This is a genomic window from Helicobacter pylori (assembly GCF_003637685.1).
Lineage (GTDB): Bacteria > Campylobacterota > Campylobacteria > Campylobacterales > Helicobacteraceae > Helicobacter > Helicobacter pylori_CJ.
In genome coordinates this window covers 1-19307 of the sequence record NZ_MVWW01000003.1, presented here as the reverse complement: position 1 = coordinate 19307, position 19307 = coordinate 1, and the positions used below count along the sequence as shown (strand labels likewise).

The following is a 19307-nucleotide window of genomic DNA, read 5'->3' as shown; positions in this document are numbered from 1 at the left end:
ATCTGTCCTATACTTCTAATAGGTTGCCTTGAGCAACACTTTAATTCAAAGGAGTATAACAATGAAAGACGCAAAAGTTCAGGTGATGGGTATTGATGCCGGTGGCACCATGACGGACACATTTTTTGTGAAAGAAAATGGCAGTTTCGTAGTCGGTAAAGCCCAAAGCAACCCAGAAGATGAGAGTTTAGCTATTTATAATAGCTCACAAGACGCTTTATCGCATTGGAAATCAGATGTCAGTAAGGTTTATCCAGAGTTGGTCACTTGCGTGTATTCTGGCACGGCGATGCTCAATCGGGTCGTCCAAAGGCGCGGGATGGAAGTGGGTCTGATTTGCAATAAGGGTTTTGAGCAAATGCATTCTATGGGCAGGGCGTTGCAATCCTACTTGGGGTATGCGCTAGAAGAAAGGTTGCATATCAACACGCACAAGTATGACGATCCGCTGATTCCTTTAAAAAGGATTAGAGGCGTTACAGAAAGAACTGATGTCAAGGGGCAAGTGGTTATCCCGGTGCGTCCAGAAGAGGTTAAAATCGCTGTTAAGGAGCTTTTAGAAGCAGGCGCGAAAGCCATTGTTATTTGTTTGTTGCAATCTCATAAAAACGCTGAAAGCGAGCGGATTGTTAGAGATATAGCGTTAAAAGAAATTGAAAAATTGGGTAAAAATATTCCTGTGTTCGCTTCTGTGGATTACTACCCTCAAAGAAAAGAAAGCCACAGAATGAACACTACCATCTTAGAAGCTTATGCGGCTGAGCCAAGCAGGCAAACCCTCTCTAAAGTCAGTAACCGCTTCAAAGAGCATGGCGCTAAATTCGATCTTCGTGTGATGGCAACGCATGGAGGCACCATTAGCTGGAAAGCTAAAGAGCTTGCTAGGACTATTGTGAGCGGCCCTATTGGAGGCGTGATTGGATCTAAATTGCTAGGCGAAACGCTGGGTTATGACAATATTGCATGCAGCGATATTGGCGGCACGAGCTTTGATATGGCGCTTATCGTTAAGAGCAATTTTAATATCGCTTCTGACCCTGATATGGCACGCCTTGTTTTATCTCTACCGCTTGTGGCTATGGATTCTGTTGGTGCGGGTGCGGGGAGTTTTGTGCGCATTGATCCGCACAGCCAATCGGTTAAACTAGGGCCTGACAGCGCAGGGTATAGAGTTGGCACTTGTTGGAAAGACAGCGGATTAGACACGGTTTCAGTAACCGATTGCCATATTGTTTTAGGCTATTTGAACCCGGATAATTTCTTAGGCGGTTTGATTAAATTAGATGTGGATAGGGCTAAAAAACACATTAAAGAGCAAATCGCTGATCCGCTAGGCATTAGCGTAGAAGATGCGGCTGCGGGTGTGATTGAGCTGCTTGATTTGGATCTTAAAGAATACTTGCGATCCAATATTAGCGCTAAAGGGTATAGCCCGTCTGATTTTGTGTGCTTTTCATATGGTGGCGCGGGGCCTGTGCATACCTATGGTTATACAGAAGGTTTAGGGTTTAAGGATGTGGTAGTGCCTGCGTGGGCGGCTGGATTTAGCGCTTTTGGTTGCGCTTGCGCTGATTTTGAATACAGATACGACAAGAGCGTGGATATTGCTATTCCGCAGTATTCTTCAGACAAGTCCAAAATAGAAGCATGCAAAATCATTCAAGACGCATGGGATGAATTGACCTTAAAAGTGATTGAAGAGTTCAAAATCAATGGATTCTCTGAAAAAGATGTGATCTTAAGACCTGGATACAGGATGCAGTATATGGGGCAATTGAATGACTTAGAGATCACTTCTCCTGTATCAAAAGCTGCAAGCGTGGCTGATTGGGAAGAGATTGTCAAAGAATATGAAAAGACCTACGCTCGCGTTTATTCTGAATCAGCGTGTTCTCCAGAGCTTGGTTTTAGCGTGACTGGCGTGATCATGCGTGGTGTTGTGGCTACGCAAAAACCTGTGATTCCGGTTGAAAAAGAGCATGGCGCTACGCCTCCAAAAGAAGCCAAAATAGGCGTTAGAAAATTCTATCGGCATAAGAAATGGGTGGATGCAGATGTGTGGCAAATGGAAAAATTATTGCCCGGAAATGAAGTCATAGGGCCTGCGATCGTGGAATCAGATGCGACCACTTTCGTGATACCCAAAGGCTTTGCAACAAGACTAGACAAACACCGATTGTTCCACTTGAAAGAAATTAAATAAAGGAGTTCAAAATGGCAAATTTATTGAAAAACGGCAAAACTTTAAAACAAGCTAGAGATGAAATTCTAGCTAGGACAGAAAAAACAGGACATTATAATGGCCTTAAAAAACTAGAGTTTAAAGAAAGAGATCCGATCGGCTATGAGAAGATGTTCTCTAAATTAAGAGGCGGTATCGTGCATGCCAGAGAAACAGCTAAAAGGATTGCTGCAAGCCCTATTGTTGAGCAAGAGGGTGAATTGTGCTTCACGCTTTATAACGCTGTGGGCGATAGCGTGCTGACTTCTACGGGCATCATTATCCATGTAGGCACTATGGGATCGGCTATTAAATACATGGTAGAGAATAATTGGGAAGATAGCCCTGGTATCAACGACAAGGATATTTTCACCAATAACGACTGCGCGATTGGGAATGTGCACCCATGCGATATTATGACTCTTGTGCCTATTTTTCACGATGAAAAATTGATTGGGTGGGTAGGCGGTGTTACGCATGTGATTGATACCGGATCGGTTACTCCAGGATCGATGAGCACCGGGCAAGTTCAAAGATTTGGGGATGGATACATGATCACTTGCCGTAAGACAGGGGCGAATGATGAGAGCTTTAAAGATTGGTTGCATGAATCTCAAAGATCGGTAAGAACGCCTAAATATTGGATTCTAGATGAAAGGACTAGGATTGCAGGGTGTCATATGATTAGGGATTTAGTGATGGAAGTCATTAAAGAAGACGGCATTGATTCTTACATGCGATTTATTGATGAGGTGATTGAAGAGGGGAGGAGAGGCCTTATCTCTAGGATCAAATCCATGACCATACCGGGCAAGTATAGAAAGGTAGCGTTTGTGGATGTGCCTTATGCGCATAAGGATATTGGCGTGTGCTCTGAATTTGCTAAACTGGACACGATCATGCACTCTCCTGTGGAAATCACTATCAATAAAGACGCTACATGGAAATTGGATTTTGATGGCGCGTCTAGGTGGGGATGGCACTCTTTTAATTGCAACCAAGTGTCTTTTACTAGCGGTATTTGGGTGATGATGACTCAAACATTGATCCCCACTTCTCGCATCAATGATGGCGCTTATTTTGCGACTCAATTCAGGCTCAAAAAAGGGACTTGGATGAATCCAGATGACAGGCGCACTGGGCATGCTTATGCGTGGCATTTCTTGGTATCAGGCTGGAGCGCTTTGTGGAGAGGCTTGTCTCAAGCGTATTACAGCCGAGGGTATTTAGAAGAGGTCAATTCTGGAAACGCTAACACTTCCAATTGGCTGCAAGGCGGTGGTATCAACCAGGATGGAGAAATCCATGCGGTGAATAGCTTTGAGACGAGTTCTTGTGGGACTGGAGCTTGTGCGATAAAAGACGGATTAAATCACGCAGCGGCTATTTGGAATCCAGAAGGCGATATGGGCGATGTTGAAATTTGGGAAATGGCAGAGCCTCTTCTTTATTTAGGCAGGAATGTCAAAGCCAATACCGGTGGGTATGGGAAATATCGAGGCGGTAACGGGTTTGAAACCTTAAGAATGGTGTGGGGTGCGCATGATTGGACCATGTTCTTTATGGGTAATGGCTATATGAATAGCGATTGGGGTATGATGGGAGGCTATCCAGCGGCTAGTGGCTATAGGTTTGAAGCGCACAACACCGATTTAAAAAACAGGATTAAAAATAACGCTAGCTTGCCTTTGGGAGGCGATTTTAACCCAACTGATCGAGATTATGAAAAGCACATTTCTCATGCATCTCAAGTCAAAAGGGATAAGCAGTGCATCACCACCGAGAATTGCTTTGACAATTACGACTTGTATTTGAACTACATCAAAGGCGGTCCTGGATTTGGCGATCCTATTGAAAGGGATTTGAATGCGATTTTAGAAGATCTAAACAGCAAACAGCTATTACCAGAATACGCTTACAAGGTTTATGGTGCGATTGTGAGCCAGAATAAAGACGGCATTTGGGTAGGAGATGAAGCTAAAACGAAAGCCAGAAGAAAAGAAATTCTTGAAAACAGAAAGGCTAGATCCATACCGGTAAAAGAATGGATGGAGCAAGAAAGAAACGCTATTCTTGAAAAAGAGGCCTCCAAACAAGTTAAGCACATGTATGCGACTAGCTTTGATCTCTCGCCTAAGTTTTTGAATGATTTTAAAACATTCTGGAACTTGCCAAAGAATTGGAGCGTGAAAGAAGATGAGCTTGGCGTATTCACCTATGGATCTAAATACAGGATGGATTTGAGCAAATTGCCTGATGTGCGCACAGTTGTGTTGGTTGATGAGAAATAAGATTTTTGTGAAGGAGAATAATCATGTCAAAATACACACAAGAACAAATTAAAAATTTGGTAGAGGGGAACTTGGATTGGAACACTGTCTTAAAAATGCTGAGCATGCCTAAAGATCATGAAAGGTTCCAAATGTATTTGAAGGTGTTGCAAGATAAGGTAGATTTTGATGATAAAATCGTCTTACCCTTGGGGCCGCATTTGTTTGTGGTGCAAGATCCTCAAAAGAAGTGGGTTATTAAGTGTTCATGCGGTCATGCGTTTTGCACTCCGGAAGAAAACTGGAAATTGCATGCAAACATTTATGTGCGCGATACAGCAGAAAAAATGGAAGAGGTGTATCCTAAACTCTTAGCCAGTGATACTCACTGGCAAGTGTATCGGGAGTATATTTGCCCGGATTGCGGCATTCTTTTAGATATTGAAGCCCCAACTCCTTGGTATCCTGTGATCCATGATTTTGAGCCTGATATAGAGACATTCTATAAAGATTGGCTAGGCATACAGCCCCCAGAAAGACACTAAAATCGCTCAATCCTTTTTATGAAGAGGCTTTATGCCTCTTTGGTGCATTAAAAAGCTTGGGTTAATTTAACTCAAGCGAATTTTTCTTCAATCCCAACAAATTCAGCCACAAATTAGGACTTTTTCAAAATTTTAAGCTCTTTTTCTTTTTTTTTGATTTAATACTAGGTATAATTTTAATTCCACCTAACAAGGAAAAGCTATGAAAGTAACACAAGGCATCACTAACGACTTTTTTGCCCTAACAAACACGATATTTTCTGTCCTTGTACACCAGCGAAACCACACTTGGGAAGAAGAAAGTTGTGGAAAATTACTGCAAGATATTGTCAATATCTCTAAAAATAAGAAAACGCATTTTATGGGTTCTATCACTATGCTTTCAATAGAATAAAGGGTGTTTTTGACTAAAAAATTCATGTCTTGGATGGTGGTTATTGGGGCTTTAATTTGCGTGCTTTTAGGGGTGTTTATCTTCTTTACTAGCATATCGGTTAAAAAATCTTTAACCGCTTATCTTAACGCTTATTTGAATCAACGCCCCCATATTAAGGGCATGGGGATTGTAGGCTCTCCTTTTGAATGCGAAGGGTTTTTTAAAATTGCATGCGTTTCTAAAGGGCTGAGTTTTTTAGATTCTCAAAACTCCCCTATTGTGGATTTTAAAAATTTGAGTATTAAGCTCCATTCTTTAGATAAAAGCTCTCTTGTCCTTTCTGTCCATTCTCAAATCCAATCCCCTATTTTAGAACAAGATATTCAGCAAAAAATCAGCCAAATCCCCCTAAAAGATTTGAATACCTTATTAGAAAAAATGAAACCCACGCGCTTGAATTGCTCTTTAACATTCAACGCTTTAGATGAAAAAACCTTAAACGATAATTTAAAATGCGATTTGACTAATGCGGAAAATATCCTTGCTTACACTTTTTTTCAAGAGGGTTTAATGGAGACTCAAGAAAATCTCTCCCTTAAAAATATTTTTAAAACCTTGAGTTCTAAAGACGCTAAAGCCATAGAAGAGTTGCAAGACAAACTGCGTTTTTTAGCGCCAAAGTTGAGCGTTTCTATCCAAGCGCGCCATCTTAAAAATGTTTTAGAGTCCTTTTACCACCAAAATAAAGAGAGTTTGGGCTTTTTTTCCCCTTATTTTAGCTTGCGCTCTCAAACCCCTAGCGTCTCTTATGAAAGCGCGTTAGCTTCTTTAGAAAACTATTTTATGGCCTTGTTCCAATCCCATTTTAAAGACGATACCGTGCTCCAACAAGATTTTAAAGGATTGTTGCAAGCCTTTGTTTCTATGGCTAAAGACAAACGATCCCAGATCACTTTTAACGCCCAAATAAAAGACAACGCCAAGCTGACTTTTAACGCCTTGTTAGAAAGCCTTAGCATGAATTTCTTTCAATCTTACACAATAAGCCATGAGTGATTTCAAAGTCCCCCCCAAAGCTAAAGGGTTTAAACGCCTTTTTAAAGCCCTTTTTTATTCTAAAGACGGACTTAAATGCGCGTGGGCTGAAGAGAGCGCGTTCAGGCAAATTATTATCTTGGCTCTTTTTTGTATCGTTCTAGCGAGCTATCTAGCTAAAGATTTTTTAGAATGGGGGCTATTGATTGTGCCTTGTTTTTTATCAGTGGTGGTTGAACTCATCAACAGCTCCATTGAAAAGGCTGTGGATTTTACTGGCACCGAGTTCCACCCCTTAGCCAAAAAAGCTAAAGACATGGCCAGTTCAGCCCAACTGATAGGGCTTATTTTTTGGGCTTTGATTTGGGGGCGTTATCTTTTAACGCTTTATTTTAATTAAATTTTAGGGAGACACATGCAAGATAATTTAGTCAATGAAACAAAAAATATTGTAGAAGTGGGGATTGACTCTTCTATTGAAGAGAGCTATCTAGCCTATTCCATGAGCGTGATCATAGGGCGCGCTTTACCGGACGCTAGAGATGGCTTAAAGCCTGTGCATAGGCGTATTTTGTATGCGATGCATGAATTAGGCCTTACTTCCAAAGTCGCTTACAAAAAAAGCGCTAGGATCGTGGGTGATGTGATTGGTAAATACCACCCCCATGGCGATAATGCGGTTTATGATGCGCTAGTGAGAATGGCGCAAGATTTTTCTATGCGTTTGGAATTAGTGGATGGGCAGGGCAACTTTGGCTCTATTGATGGCGATAACGCTGCGGCGATGCGTTACACTGAAGCCAGAATGACTAAGGCGAGTGAAGAAATTTTAAGGGATATTGATAAAGACACCATTGATTTTGTGCCTAATTACGATGACACCTTAAAAGAGCCAGATATTCTACCAAGCCGTCTGCCTAACCTTTTAGTCAATGGGGCTAATGGGATCGCCGTAGGGATGGCGACTTCTATCCCCCCTCATAGGATTGATGAAATCATAGACGCTTTAATTCATGTCTTAGAAAACCCTAACGCTGAATTAGATGAAATTTTGGAATTTGTCAAAGGGCCTGACTTTCCCACCGGTGGGATCATTTATGGCAAGGCGGGTATTATTGAAGCCTATAAAACGGGGCGAGGGCGCGTGAAAGTGCGGGCTAAAGTGCATGTGGAAAAAACGAAAAGTAAAGAAATCATCGTTTTAGATGAAATGCCTTTCCAAACCAATAAAGCCAAATTAGTGGAACAAATCAGCGATTTAGCGCGAGAAAAACAAATTGAAGGCATTAGCGAAGTGCGCGATGAGAGCGATAGAGAGGGCATTAGAGTGGTGATTGAATTAAAAAGAGACGCAATGAGTGAAATTGTCTTAAACCACCTTTACAAACTCACCACCATGGAGACCACTTTTAGCATCATTTTACTCGCTATTTACAATAAAGAGCCTAAGATTTTCACGCTTTTAGAGTTGTTGTGCCTTTTCTTAAACCACAGAAAAACCATTATTATAAGACGCACGATTTTTGAATTGGAAAAGGCTAAGGCCAGAGTGCATATTTTAGAGGGCTATTTGATCGCCTTGGACAATATTGATGAAATCGTGCAGCTCATTAAAACAAGCCAAAACCCAGAAGCGGCTAAAAACGCCTTAATGGAGCGTTTCACTTTGAGCGAAATCCAAAGCAAAGCTATTTTAGAAATGCGTTTGCAACGCTTAACAGGCCTTGAAAGGGATAAGATCAAAGAAGAATACCAAAACCTGCTAGAGCTTATTGATGATCTCAATGGCATTTTAAAGAGCGAAGATCGCTTGAATGAAGTCGTCAAAACAGAGCTTTTAGAAGTCAAAGAGCAATTTTCTTCTCCAAGGCGCACTGAAATTCAAGAATCTTACGAAAGTATTGACACAGAAGATTTGATCGCTAATGAGCCTATGGTGGTGAGCATGAGCCATAAAGGCTATGTGAAAAGAGTGGATTTAAAAGCTTATGAAAAGCAAAATCGTGGCGGTAAAGGCAAGCTTTCAGGCAGCACTTATGAAGACGATTTCATTGAAAACTTTTTTGTGGCTAACACGCATGATATTTTGCTCTTTATCACCAATAAGGGGCAATTGTATCATTTGAAAGTCTATAAAATCCCAGAAGCGAGCCGGATCGCTATGGGTAAAGCCATTGTGAATTTAATCTCGCTCGCTCCGGATGAAAAGATCATGGCGACTCTAAGCACTAAAGACTTTAGTGATGAACGCTCTTTAGCTTTCTTCACAAAAAATGGCGTGGTGAAGCGCACCAATTTGAGCGAATTTGGCGGTAATAGGAGTTATAGCGGTATCAGAGCGATTGTTTTAGATGAAGGCGATGAATTAGTGGGCGCAAAAGTTGTGGATAAAAACGCTAAGCATTTGCTCATCGCATCTTATTTGGGCATGTTCATTAAATTCCCTTTAGAAGATGTGCGCGAGATCGGAAGAACTACTCGTGGGGTTAGAGGGATTAAGCTGAATGAAAATGATTTTGTTGTCGGTGCGGTCGTCATTAGCGATGATGGCAACAAGCTTTTAAGCGTGAGCGAGAACGGGCTTGGCAAGCAAACTCTAGCCGAAGCGTATAGAGAGCAATCTCGTGGAGGTAAGGGGGTCATTGGCATGAAGCTCACTCAAAAAACCGGCAATTTGGTGGGCGTTATCAGCGTGGATGATGAGAACTTGGATTTGATGATTCTTACTGTGAGCGCGAAAATGATTAGAGTTTCCATTAAAGACATTAGAGAAACCGGAAGAAATGCCAGTGGGGTAAAACTCATAAACACCGCTGATAAAGTCGTGTATGTCAATTCTTGCCCTAAAGAAGAAGAGCCAGAAAATTTAGAAATCTCGCATGCGCAAAATTTGTTTGAGTGATGCGTTTCTTTTCATTCTGTTATTTTTTATTTTATTTTTTAGGGGTTTCTTTGCAAGCCCTAAGCCCCCTAGAAGATCAAGAATTTTTAATTTCGTACCGCTTGAAAATCGTTGATTCCAGGGTGATGGGCGAAGAGTATTCTGTCTCTAAACCTATAATTAGCCGCATTAAAACAGCCCCCTATGTTTTAGATTATCATTGCTCCATCATCACTCGCAACTTACCCGATTTGAAAAACCCCTTGCTCCAAACCAAACTAGAACGCTTCCTTTTAGAAATAGCGTTAAAAAAGGAAAAAGAGCGAGTCATTGACTGCCTTTTAAAAAGCCAAGTCGCTATCACGCATTATGATCACAGCTATAAAAACGGCACCACTACCACGAGCATTCTTAACCTCAAAGCCTTAAGTGTTAAAGCAAGTTTAGTGGGAGATGCGCTGTTTTTAGATATTTTTAGAAAGGAAGAATAATGAAAATCGCCATTGTAGAAGATGATATTAACATGCGTAAAAGCCTGGAGCTTTTTTTTGAGCTTCAGGACGATTTAGAGATTGTGAGTTTTAAAAACCCTAAAGACGCTTTAGCGAAACTTGATGAGAGCTTTGATTTAGTCATCACGGATATTAACATGCCCCATATGGACGGCTTAGAATTTTTACGCCTTTTAGAGGGCAAGTATGAATCCATTGTGATTACCGGTAATGCGACCTTGAATAAAGCCATTGACTCCATTCGTTTAGGCGTGAAAGACTTTTTCCAAAAACCTTTTAAACCAGAATTGCTTTTAGAATCTATCTATCGCACTAAAAAAGTTTTAGAATTTCAAAAAAAACACCCTTTAGAAAAATCTTTAAAAAAACCACACAAACACAGCTTTTTAGCCGCTTCAAAAGCTTTAGAAGAGAGCAAACGGCAGGCCTTAAAAGTCGCAAGCACGGACGCTAATGTCATGTTATTAGGCGAAAGCGGGGTGGGTAAGGAAGTTTTTGCTCATTTCATCCACCAGCATTCTCAGCGCTCCAAACACCCTTTTATAGCGATCAACATGTCCGCAATCCCAGAGCATTTATTAGAAAGCGAGCTTTTTGGGTATCAAAAAGGGGCGTTCACAGACGCCACAGCGCCTAAAATGGGGCTTTTTGAAACCGCTAATAAAGGCACGATCTTTTTAGATGAAATTGCTGAAATGCCCCTTCAATTGCAAAGCAAACTTTTAAGAGTGGTTCAAGAAAAAGAGATCACGCGCCTTGGGGATAATAAGAGCGTTAAAATTGATGTTCGTTTCATTTCCGCTACCAACGCTAACATGAAAGAAAAAATCGCTGCGAAAGAATTCAGAGAGGATTTATTTTTCCGCTTGCAGATCGTGCCTATCACTATCGCGCCTTTAAGAGAGAGGGTAGAAGAGATTTTACCCATTGCTGAAATCAAGCTTAAAGAAGTGTGCGAGGCGTATCATTTGGGGCCAAAATCTTTTTCAAAAAACGCTGCAAAACGCCTTTTAGAATACTCTTGGCATGGGAATGTGCGAGAGCTTTTAGGCGTCGTGGAAAGAGCGGCGATTTTAAGCGAAGGGACAGAAATCCAAGAGAAAGATTTGTTTTTGGAAAGGTAGTTTGTAGGGCTTCTTTATAAATCATCTGCAACCAGATAAGTTTAATAAGTTTGAGCGATCACGCTATAATTTCATGGAGTTATTAAAAGCATTTATTAGAAACGCTTAATTTGGGATTTTTGCTTAAAAGGGTTTAAAGATTGGGGTTCAATTAATGGGGAGTTTTTATGTTAGCGAATGATTTTATGGTTAAGCAATTAAAAAACAAGGAATTGCATGGTTTGTTGTGTAACAAATTGAGTAAAAGAGTGGATAGATTTGGCTATAGAGCGATTGGTGTTGGAGTGAATCAAGAGACTAACGAAGTGATTGTTCAATTGAGTGAGGAAAAGATTGTTAGATTGAATAGTAAAACCGCTTTAGCAAATGATGATGATCTCATGGCGGGTATTTTTGATGAATTTAATGGATTAAAGGCTAATAAAGAACCACAGAAACCTCACTCGATCTATTATGGGTATGGCAGCTCTTATCAAATCATTGATGTTCTTAACGATAGGGATGGTGATTTTATCAGTTGCAGATTGTTTATTATTAAGGAATTAGGGGTTGATGAGTGTTTAGGGTTTTATGTGCCCCCTATGATTGATAATAACAACACCACTCTTGCTGATTTGCTTGAAAATGGCGAGCCTACAATATATTATGAAACCAATTCTGCAAATATCAGGCGTTTTTTGGATAGAGGGCCTTACAACATTGAGTGGTTGATGAGAAAGTATTTAGAGGTTGGGTTTAGGAGTTACCAAATAGAGCGGATACGAGAAACGGAATTTTTGATCAAATTCCGCTATAAAAAGTGGGGGTCTATGATTGATAGAGAAGTTAAAAGGCAATTCCCCAAATATCTTAAAGCCTCAAAGAGAACAGCCGTTAAAATAACAAGCAAGGTGTTTTACGAGTTGTTGAGGGGGCCATTGTTTGGCAACCTTCTTGGCAACAAAGATCCCATTAAGCGATTATAAGGCGGATGGAAAACAATAATAAATAAAATCTTGTTGGGTCTTAATTAGTTTTTTAAATTAAAAGTCATTTTTTAACCCCTAAGACCACACTACAAAAATTATCGTGCAATTAAAATCAAACTCTTTACTATTGATTATAAAAAAATGTTTTTTAGCATTTTTTATAATTTATGATTAACACTTAATGATAATAAAGCCTTATTAGTAGTTTTTGTGTGGGACTAAAAATAGTGGGTTTAGGGGGTTTTTAACCCTACTCCTTGTAATTTGGGCTACATGGCGAAAATAATAGCACCCGCTCTCACGATTATGGATTTAACTATGGCGTATTTTTCTTGCTTCATTCGTTGTGGCTCTTGTGTTTTAAACTCGTTTGTGGTGGGATTATTCCCATTAAGGTTTGAGACGCTATTGCCGTTTCTGTAATGATTAGAGAGTGTCGGCTTGGTCTATATTTTCCTTAATATTTTCTCATTTTTCAAACTCTCATGCGATGGATTTTAAAGGCATGGCTTTCTTGCTAACTCTTGCATGATCAAGTGGCTATTACTGCCGCTAGCCTTGTAATTTTTTGCTCTCTAATATTTGGCTGTCTGTTATTTTATTCAGCCTTACATCATTTCTACAAACAAATGCAAGCTATTTCAATTCCAAAGCTAAAAATTTTCCCGTATAGCTTTGGGTTTTTTCGCAATTTTGTGCCACCTCTAAAGGCGTGCCGCTCGCAATGACTCTCCCGCCCTTATCCCCCCCATCAGGCCCCATGTCTATAATATAGTCAGCGTTTTTGATAATGTCTAAATTATGCTCAATCACTAGCATGGAATTGCCTAACGCCACTAAAGAATGCAAAACCTGTAAAAGGTGATTCACGTCTTCAAAATGCAAACCGGTAGTAGGCTCATCTAAAATATAAAGGGTTTTGCCTGTGTCTTTTTTACTCAATTCTTTAGCCAATTTGATCCTTTGAGCCTCCCCCCCGCTTAAAGTCGTAGCGTTTTGCCCTAAAGTGATATAGTCCAAGCCCACATCTATAAGCGTTTTTAACTTCACAGCGATTTTAGGGAATTTAGCAAAAAATTCATAAGCCTCTTCTACGCTCATGTTCAACACATCGGCAATGGATTTGCCTTTCACCTTGATTTCTAAAGTTTGGGGGTTGTATTTAGCGCCCTTACAGCTATCGCATTGGACTAACACATCAGGCAAAAAGTGCATTTCTATTTTAATGTCCCCATCGCCTTGGCATTTCTCGCACCGCCCCCCTTTAACATTAAAGCTAAAACGGCTCGCGCTATAGCCTAAAATTTTAGCTTCTTTTTGCTCGGCAAATAAAATCCTGATTTCATCCATCACTCCCGTGTAAGTGGCAGGGTTGCTTCGTGGGGTTTTGCCTATGGGGGCTTGGTCTAAATAGATCACTTTATCCAAATGCTCCAACCCTACAATCTCCACCCCATTCAAGCTTTGAGTTTTTTTAGCATGGTTTAAAAGGGTTTGAGCGGTGGGTAAAAGGGTTTGTAAAATCAGCGAGCTTTTACCGCTCCCGCTCACCCCAGTAATGCATACCAATTGTTTTAAGGGGATTTGAACGCTCAAATTCTTAATGTTATTGATATTGACATTTTTAATTTCTAAAAAATGTTTTTCTTTAGGGAGTTCAAATTTAGGGCGCTCAATCTTTTTAGTGCCGTTGAGATACAAGGCGGTAGAATGGTTATTTTGCAATAACTCTTTCACGCTCCCGCTAAAAACCACTTCGCCCCCATGCCTTCCAGCCTTTGGCCCAATATCCACAACAAAATCCGCATGCTTAATCGTCTCTTTATCATGCTCTACGACAATGAGCGTGTTCCCCTTTTTTTGTAAATTCCTAAGGGTGTTGATGAGTTTGAGCGTGTCTTTTTCATGCAAGCCAATGCTAGGCTCGTCTAAAACATACAAAACCCCTGTCAAGCCACTCCCGATTTGACTAGCGATTCGTATCCTTTGGCTCTCCCCTCCGCTAATCGTTCGCGCATCCCTCCCTAAAGTCAAATACCCCAACCCCACATCGTATAAAAAAAACACCCTTTCTAAAATCTCTTTTAAAATGGGTTCAGCGATCTTTTTTTCTTGCTCGTTAAGATAGCTAAAATGCGTGGGATCATTAAAAAAATGATAGACTTCTTCAATGGGCTTAGTTAAAAAATCCGCTATTTTCAAGCCAGCGACTTGGACGCTCAAACTAGAGGCTTTCAAACGATGCCCCTTGCATGAAGAACAGGTTTTTTCGCTCATGTAATCGCTCAAATCTTTTTGCTCTTTAAACATGTCATAAGCGATTTGGATAATGCCTTTCCAGGGGCGTTTCAAAGAGCTGTTTTTAAAATGAAAGTTGATTTCAGTGCCATTCCCATACAAAAGAGCGTCTTGTTGCTCTTTATTCAATTCATTAAAACAAAGCGCGCTATCAATGCCATTATATTCGCAAAAGCCTTCAAACATTTGAGCGTAATAACTGCGGTTATACCCAAAAATCACCTTAATCGCTCCTTGATTTAAAGGCATGTTAGGATCTAAAATCTTACTAATATCTAAGCTAAATTTTGTCCCCAAACCCAAACAGCTCTCGCACGCCCCTTTAGGCGAATTGAAGGAAAAACTCAAAGGCTCTAATTCTTCAAAACTCATCTTGCATTTAAAGCATGCTTTATGCTCGCTGTAATGCTTCCTTATGCTTGGCGCGTTGTCTTGCAAGATTTCCACTTCTAATTCCCCATAGCTTTCTTTAAGGGCTTTTTCTACCGCGCTAGCGATCCGTGAAGCGTTTTCGCTATTAATAACCACCCTATCCACCACCGCTTCAATGGTGTGTTTTTTGGTTTTGTGCAAATGGATTTCTTCATCTAAACGCACCATCACCCCATCAACAAAAGCCCTCACATACCCCTTCAAACGCAAGCTTTCTAATTTATCGTTAAACGAACCTTTTTTATCTTTAATAATGGGGGCTAGAATAATGATTTTAGAATTTTCTTCTAAATGACAGATTTGAGAAATAATATCGCTTGTGCTCATAGAACTAATAGGCTCTAAACATGTGGGGCAAAATTGCTCCCCAACCCTTGCAAACAACAACCTTAAATAATCATAAATCTCAGTGATCGTCCCCACAGTGGATCTGGGGTTTTTAGAAGTGGTTTTTTGATCAATAGCGATCGCAGGGGTTAGGCCTTCAATCTTATCCACATTAGGCTTACCCACTTTGTCTAAAAATTGCCTAGCATAGCTAGACAAACTCTCTAAATAACGCCTTTGGCCTTCAGCGTATAAAGTGTCAAACGCTAGAGTGGATTTACCCGAACCGCTTAATCCGGTAAAAACAATAAATTGGTTTTTAGGGATTTCTAAAAAGATATTTTTGAGGTTATTTTCCCTAGCCCCTTGAATAATGATCTTATCCATAATGGTTTTATGTTGCAAGAGTTTCCTTAAAATAAGAAAATGGATTAAAAGGAGCTATTATACTTCAAAAAAGAATGGTTTTATTATCATTTCTTATTCATAAGAGTTAAAAATATTTGCTTGATTAAGGATAAACATGCTATTATTTTATGAGACAATTTTAAAGATAGGAATGTAAAGGAATGGAATTTATGAAAAAGTTTGTAGCTTTAGGGCTTCTATCCGCAGTTTTAAGCTCTTCGTTGTTAGCCGAAGGTGATGGTGTTTATATAGGGACTAATTATCAACTTGGACAGGCCCGTTTGAATAGTAATATTTATAATACAGGGGATTGCACAGGGAGTGTTGTAGGTTGCCCCCCAGGTCTTACCGCTAATAAGTATAATCCAGGACATACCAATATCAATTGGCATGCTAAATACGCTAATGGGGCTTTGAATGGTCTTGGGTTGAATGTGGGTTATAAGAAGTTCTTCCAGTTCAAGTCTTTTGATATGACAAGCAAGTGGTTTGGTTTTAGAGTGTATGGGCTTTTTGATTATGGGCATGCCGATTTGGGTAAGCAAGTTTATGCGCCTAATAAAATCCAGTTGGATATGGTTTCTTGGGGTGTGGGGAGCGATTTGTTAGCTGATATTATTGATAACGATAACGCTTCTTTTGGTGTTTTTGGTGGGGTCGCTATCGGCGGTAACACTTGGAAAAGCTCAGCGGCAAACTATTGGAAAGAGCAAATCATTGAAGCTAAAGGTCCTGATGTTTGTACCCCTACTTATTGTAACCCTAACGCTCCTTATAGCACCAAAACTTCGACCGTTGCTTTTCAAGTATGGTTGAATTTTGGGGTGAGAGCCAATATCTACAAGCATAATGGTGTAGAGTTTGGCGTGAGAGTGCCGCTACTCATCAATAAATTTTTGAGTGCGGGTCCTAACGCTACTAATCTTTATTACCATTTGAAACGGGATTATTCGCTTTATTTAGGGTATAACTACACTTTTTAAACCCTTTAAAAGGGTGTCTTTAAGCCCTTTTTAATCTTTATTAAAAAGGATTTTAGTTTGAATTTTCGTATCTTAAAAAGCTAAGATTGATTATAAAGAAACTTTTGAGCGTAACCAACAAAACCAATACCATTGAGTAGGCATTTGGAAAATTCATCTAGGGGTTTTAAGGGGATTGTTTGCAAGAAATAGAAAATCTGCACCAAAGCGTTTTGTTGCAAGAAGTTTTGCAAGCGTTCACGCCTTTAGAAGAAGGGGTTTTGATTGATTGCACTTTAGGGTTAGGGGGGCATTCTAAAGCCCTTTTATCCCAAAAACCGCACCTGAAACTCATTGGCATTGATAAAGATAAGTTCGCTCAAGAAATCGCTAAAGAACGATTGAAAGCCTTTGAAGGGCGTTATCATCTCTTAAGCGGAGGTTTTGCCAAACGCTTTAAAGAAGCCCTAGAAATGCATGGCGATCGAATCAAGGGGGTTTTAGTGGATTTAGGGGTGAGCTCCTTACAGCTTGATGATGATAACAGAGGGTTTAATTTCCACTCGCACGCTTTGGATATGCGCATGGATTTAGAGAGCGATTTGAACGCTCAAAAAGTCATCAACTCTTATCCTGTAATAGCGTTAGAAAAAATCTTTAGAGACTATGGCGAAATCAAAGAATACAAAAAAATCGCCCATAAAATTGCAGAAAGGCGCGCTAAAAAACCCTTCAAAGACGCTAAGGATTTGAGCGAGTTTTTAAGCTCTTTTTCTAAAAATAAAAAAATCCACCCAGCGACTTTGGTGTTTCAAGCTGTTCGCATAGAAGTCAATAGCGAATTAGAAGAGTTAAAAGAGTTTTTACAAAGCGCTAGAAACCTTAAGGGGGCGATTTTGTGCGTGATTTCTTTTCATTCTTTAGAAGACGCATTAGTGAAAAACGCTTTCAAAGATTACGCTAAAAATTGCATTTGCGATCCTTCAAGTTTCAAATGCACTTGCTCTAACAACCACGCTTTAGGCGCAATTTTAACCAAAAAGCCCATCACTCCAAGCCCAGAAGAAATTAAAAACAACAGGCGTTCACGAAGCGCTAAAATGAGGGTTTTTCAATTCAAACCATGAGTAAGTTATATGAGTAAGCCATGAATATCAAAACCCATTCTTCAAATGAAAAAGAACGCTTTGTGCGCATAGAAGAGGACGAAAAGAAAGAATTATTCGCTGGAACTGCAAATGAAAATTCGCATGGTCTTTCTTTAATGAATTTAATAGGGGTATTGGTTTTTGGGGGCGCGTTTTTAGCCTTATTAGCGCCTAAAATCTATTTGAGCAATAATATCTATTATATTAGCCGTAAAATCAACACCCTAGAAGATCAAAAACGCCTGCTTTTAGAAGAACAACAAATCCTAAAAAACGAATTAGAAAAAGAGCGTTTTAAATATTATATAGAGAATAGTGAAAACATTGGCGATATTGCGTTTTAAATAAAACCCCCTACTCCTTAAGAGAGCCTAATTAGCGGTAAATCATTTTAAATTATTTTAACATAAAGACTTATTTTAAAATTCTGTTTCAATACGAAATTTTAATCCCTTGTAAAAACTTTAAATTGTGAAAAACAAACAAATAATCCCCTTAAATTGTATAATAAAGGCACTTTAATCCAACAAAGGATAACCATGAGAAAACGCTTCACTCCACTTTTGTTATTCAGGAAATAATACAGATGAAAAAAACGATTTTAGCGTTGTTTTTATCAGCGTGTATAGGGTTATCGTCTGTTTGTGCGAGTAACGCTTTGATTTTACAAACGGATTTTAGCCTAAAAGACGGAGCTGTCTCGGCGATGAAAGGCGTCGCTTTCAGCGTTGATTCTAATCTTAAAATCTTTGATTTAACGCACGAAATCCCCCCGTATAACATCTGGGAAGGCGCTTACCGCTTGTATCAGACCGCCAGTTATTGGCCAAAAGGTTCGGTATTTGTGAGCGTAGTGGATCCGGGCGTAGGCACTAATCGTAAATCGGTGGTGCTAAAAACTAAAAACGGTCAGTATTTCGTCTCGCCGGATAACGGCACGCTGACTTTGGTGGCGCAGACTTTGGGGATTGATAGCGTGCGTGAAATTGATGAAAAAACTAACCGCTTGAAAGGTTCTGAAAAATCCTACACTTTCCATGGCCGTGATGTGTATGCTTACACCGGTGCACGCTTGGCTTCTGGGGCGATCACATTCGAGCAAGTTGGGCCAGAGCTTCCCCCAAAAGTCGTTGAAATTCCTTACCAAAAAGCGAAAGCCACAAAAGGGGAAGTGAAAGGCAATATCCCGATTTTGGATATTCAATATGGCAATGTTTGGAGCAATATCAGCGATAAATTACTCAATCAAGCAAAAATCAAACTCAATGACACGCTGTGTGTAACGATTTTTAAAGGTTCTAAGAAACAATACGAAGGGAAAATGCCGTATGTTGCGAGCTTTGGCAATGTGCCAGAAGGCCAGCCGTTGGTTTATCTAAACAGCTTGTTGAATGTTTCCGTGGCGCTGAATAGGGATAATTTCGCGCAAAAATATCAAATTGAATCTGGAGCGGAATGGAATATTGATATAAAGAAGTGCGCTAAATAAAGCGCTTTTTAGAAAATTAAGGGGCGTGAAACGCCCTAACCGCTAAAGATGTGCAAGTTTTTGCTAGGGGTTAAGGGTTTTGAGTGTCAAGTTTTTATTAAAATAACCTAATTAATGATAAATTAGCCTTAAAACAAACGCTTATTTTTGAAGATTTGTTTCTATTTGAAATACAAAGCTCTTTTAAACCCTTTTAAAACTTTAATTTTTGGAAAAAAATAAACAAACCATTCCCTTAAATTGTATAATAAAAACACTATAAACTAAAAAGAGATAACCATGAGAAAACTATTCATCCCACTTTTATTATT

The 19307-nt window shown here is 39.8% G+C and carries 15 protein-coding genes; 14 read left to right on the top strand and 1 reads right to left on the bottom strand.

Going from position 1 to position 19307, the window contains the following annotated elements:
• Positions 1–61: 61 nt before the first annotated feature.
• The 10 genes from EAL44_RS03120 (at position 62) to EAL44_RS03075 (ending at position 11929) form a co-directional block, all read left to right on the top strand.
• Complete coding sequence (locus EAL44_RS03120; protein WP_121074587.1) at positions 62–2203, top strand: hydantoinase/oxoprolinase family protein; 2142 nt, start codon at positions 62–64, stop codon at positions 2201–2203.
• 11 nt (positions 2204–2214) lie between these two features.
• On the top strand, positions 2215–4512 hold the full coding sequence (locus EAL44_RS03115) for a hydantoinase B/oxoprolinase family protein (RefSeq protein WP_121074584.1): 2298 nt from the start codon (positions 2215–2217) through the stop codon (positions 4510–4512).
• Positions 4513–4535: 23 nt separating this feature from the next.
• Entirely contained in the window at positions 4536–5036 is a 501-nt protein-coding gene (locus EAL44_RS03110) for an acetone carboxylase subunit gamma (protein ID WP_162970335.1), read from the top strand.
• A 202-nt stretch (positions 5037–5238) separates the two neighbouring features.
• Positions 5239–5430 (top strand): DUF262 domain-containing protein, encoded by a 192-nt coding sequence (locus EAL44_RS03105; RefSeq protein ID WP_121074578.1) that lies wholly within the window; start codon positions 5239–5241, stop codon positions 5428–5430.
• A gap of 9 nt (positions 5431–5439) precedes the next feature.
• Positions 5440–6468, top strand: a complete 1029-nt coding sequence (locus EAL44_RS03100) for a hypothetical protein (protein ID WP_121074575.1) — start codon at positions 5440–5442, stop codon at positions 6466–6468.
• Complete coding sequence (locus tag EAL44_RS03095; protein ID WP_121074571.1) at positions 6461–6847, top strand: diacylglycerol kinase; 387 nt, start codon at positions 6461–6463, stop codon at positions 6845–6847. The genes EAL44_RS03100 and EAL44_RS03095 overlap by 8 nt, the downstream gene beginning before the upstream one ends.
• Positions 6848–6862: 15 nt before the next feature.
• Positions 6863–9349, top strand: coding sequence for a DNA topoisomerase (ATP-hydrolyzing) subunit A (gene gyrA, locus EAL44_RS03090; protein WP_121074568.1), 2487 nt, complete (start codon positions 6863–6865; stop codon positions 9347–9349).
• Complete coding sequence (locus EAL44_RS03085) at positions 9349–9819, top strand: hypothetical protein (RefSeq protein WP_162970334.1); 471 nt, start codon at positions 9349–9351, stop codon at positions 9817–9819. Before gyrA ends, EAL44_RS03085 begins: the two co-directional genes overlap by 1 nt.
• The gene (gene flgR, locus EAL44_RS03080) at positions 9819–10964 is read left to right on the top strand and encodes a transcriptional activator FlgR (protein WP_121074562.1); all 1146 of its coding nucleotides are present in this window, start codon (positions 9819–9821) and stop codon (positions 10962–10964) included. Before EAL44_RS03085 ends, flgR begins: the two co-directional genes overlap by 1 nt.
• Before the next feature lie 167 nt (positions 10965–11131).
• Positions 11132–11929 carry a hypothetical protein gene (locus EAL44_RS03075; protein WP_121074559.1) on the top strand — a complete coding sequence of 266 codons (798 nt, stop codon included), beginning with the start codon at positions 11132–11134 and terminating at the stop codon, positions 11927–11929.
• Positions 11930–12568: 639 nt separating this feature from the next.
• Here the strand turns inward: EAL44_RS03075 and uvrA are convergent.
• Positions 12569–15394: an excinuclease ABC subunit UvrA gene (gene uvrA / locus EAL44_RS03065; RefSeq protein WP_205585218.1), complete on the bottom strand. Its 2826-nt coding sequence runs from the start codon at positions 15392–15394 to the stop codon at positions 12569–12571.
• Between the two features lie 164 nt (positions 15395–15558).
• On the opposite strand from uvrA, the gene hopE reads away from it, so the two are divergent.
• From hopE to EAL44_RS03045, 4 genes are all read left to right on the top strand, one after another.
• Positions 15559–16380, top strand: a complete 822-nt coding sequence (gene hopE / locus EAL44_RS03060) for a Hop family outer membrane protein HopE (RefSeq protein WP_152034211.1) — start codon at positions 15559–15561, stop codon at positions 16378–16380.
• Between the two features lie 179 nt (positions 16381–16559).
• Entirely contained in the window at positions 16560–17486 is a 927-nt protein-coding gene (rsmH, locus tag EAL44_RS03055; RefSeq protein ID WP_121074550.1) for a 16S rRNA (cytosine(1402)-N(4))-methyltransferase RsmH, read from the top strand.
• A 20-nt stretch (positions 17487–17506) separates the two neighbouring features.
• Positions 17507–17851, top strand: coding sequence for a hypothetical protein (locus tag EAL44_RS03050; RefSeq protein ID WP_001022704.1), 345 nt, complete (start codon positions 17507–17509; stop codon positions 17849–17851).
• 242 nt (positions 17852–18093) lie between these two features.
• Complete coding sequence (locus tag EAL44_RS03045; RefSeq protein WP_121074547.1) at positions 18094–18996, top strand: SAM hydrolase/SAM-dependent halogenase family protein; 903 nt, start codon at positions 18094–18096, stop codon at positions 18994–18996.
• Positions 18997–19307 lie beyond the last annotated feature (311 nt).

What these genes read in the sequence shown, in the direction of transcription:
- EAL44_RS03120 (WP_121074587.1), top strand. Translation starts at nt 62, where the DNA reads ATGAAAGACGCAAAAGTTCAGGTGATGGGTATTGATGCCGGTGGCACC.
- EAL44_RS03115 (WP_121074584.1), top strand. Translation starts at nt 2,215, where the DNA reads ATGGCAAATTTATTGAAAAACGGCAAAACTTTAAAACAAGCTAGAGAT.
- EAL44_RS03110 (WP_162970335.1), top strand. Translation starts at nt 4,536, where the DNA reads ATGTCAAAATACACACAAGAACAAATTAAAAATTTGGTAGAGGGGAAC.
- EAL44_RS03105 (WP_121074578.1), top strand. Translation starts at nt 5,239, where the DNA reads ATGAAAGTAACACAAGGCATCACTAACGACTTTTTTGCCCTAACAAAC.
- EAL44_RS03095 (WP_121074571.1), top strand. Translation starts at nt 6,461, where the DNA reads ATGAGTGATTTCAAAGTCCCCCCCAAAGCTAAAGGGTTTAAACGCCTT.
- gyrA (WP_121074568.1), top strand. Translation starts at nt 6,863, where the DNA reads ATGCAAGATAATTTAGTCAATGAAACAAAAAATATTGTAGAAGTGGGG.
- EAL44_RS03085 (WP_162970334.1), top strand. Translation starts at nt 9,349, where the DNA reads ATGCGTTTCTTTTCATTCTGTTATTTTTTATTTTATTTTTTAGGGGTT.
- flgR (WP_121074562.1), top strand. Translation starts at nt 9,819, where the DNA reads ATGAAAATCGCCATTGTAGAAGATGATATTAACATGCGTAAAAGCCTG.
- EAL44_RS03075 (WP_121074559.1), top strand. Translation starts at nt 11,132, where the DNA reads ATGTTAGCGAATGATTTTATGGTTAAGCAATTAAAAAACAAGGAATTG.
- hopE (WP_152034211.1), top strand. Translation starts at nt 15,559, where the DNA reads ATGGAATTTATGAAAAAGTTTGTAGCTTTAGGGCTTCTATCCGCAGTT.
- EAL44_RS03050 (WP_001022704.1), top strand. Translation starts at nt 17,507, where the DNA reads ATGAATATCAAAACCCATTCTTCAAATGAAAAAGAACGCTTTGTGCGC.
- EAL44_RS03045 (WP_121074547.1), top strand. Translation starts at nt 18,094, where the DNA reads ATGAAAAAAACGATTTTAGCGTTGTTTTTATCAGCGTGTATAGGGTTA.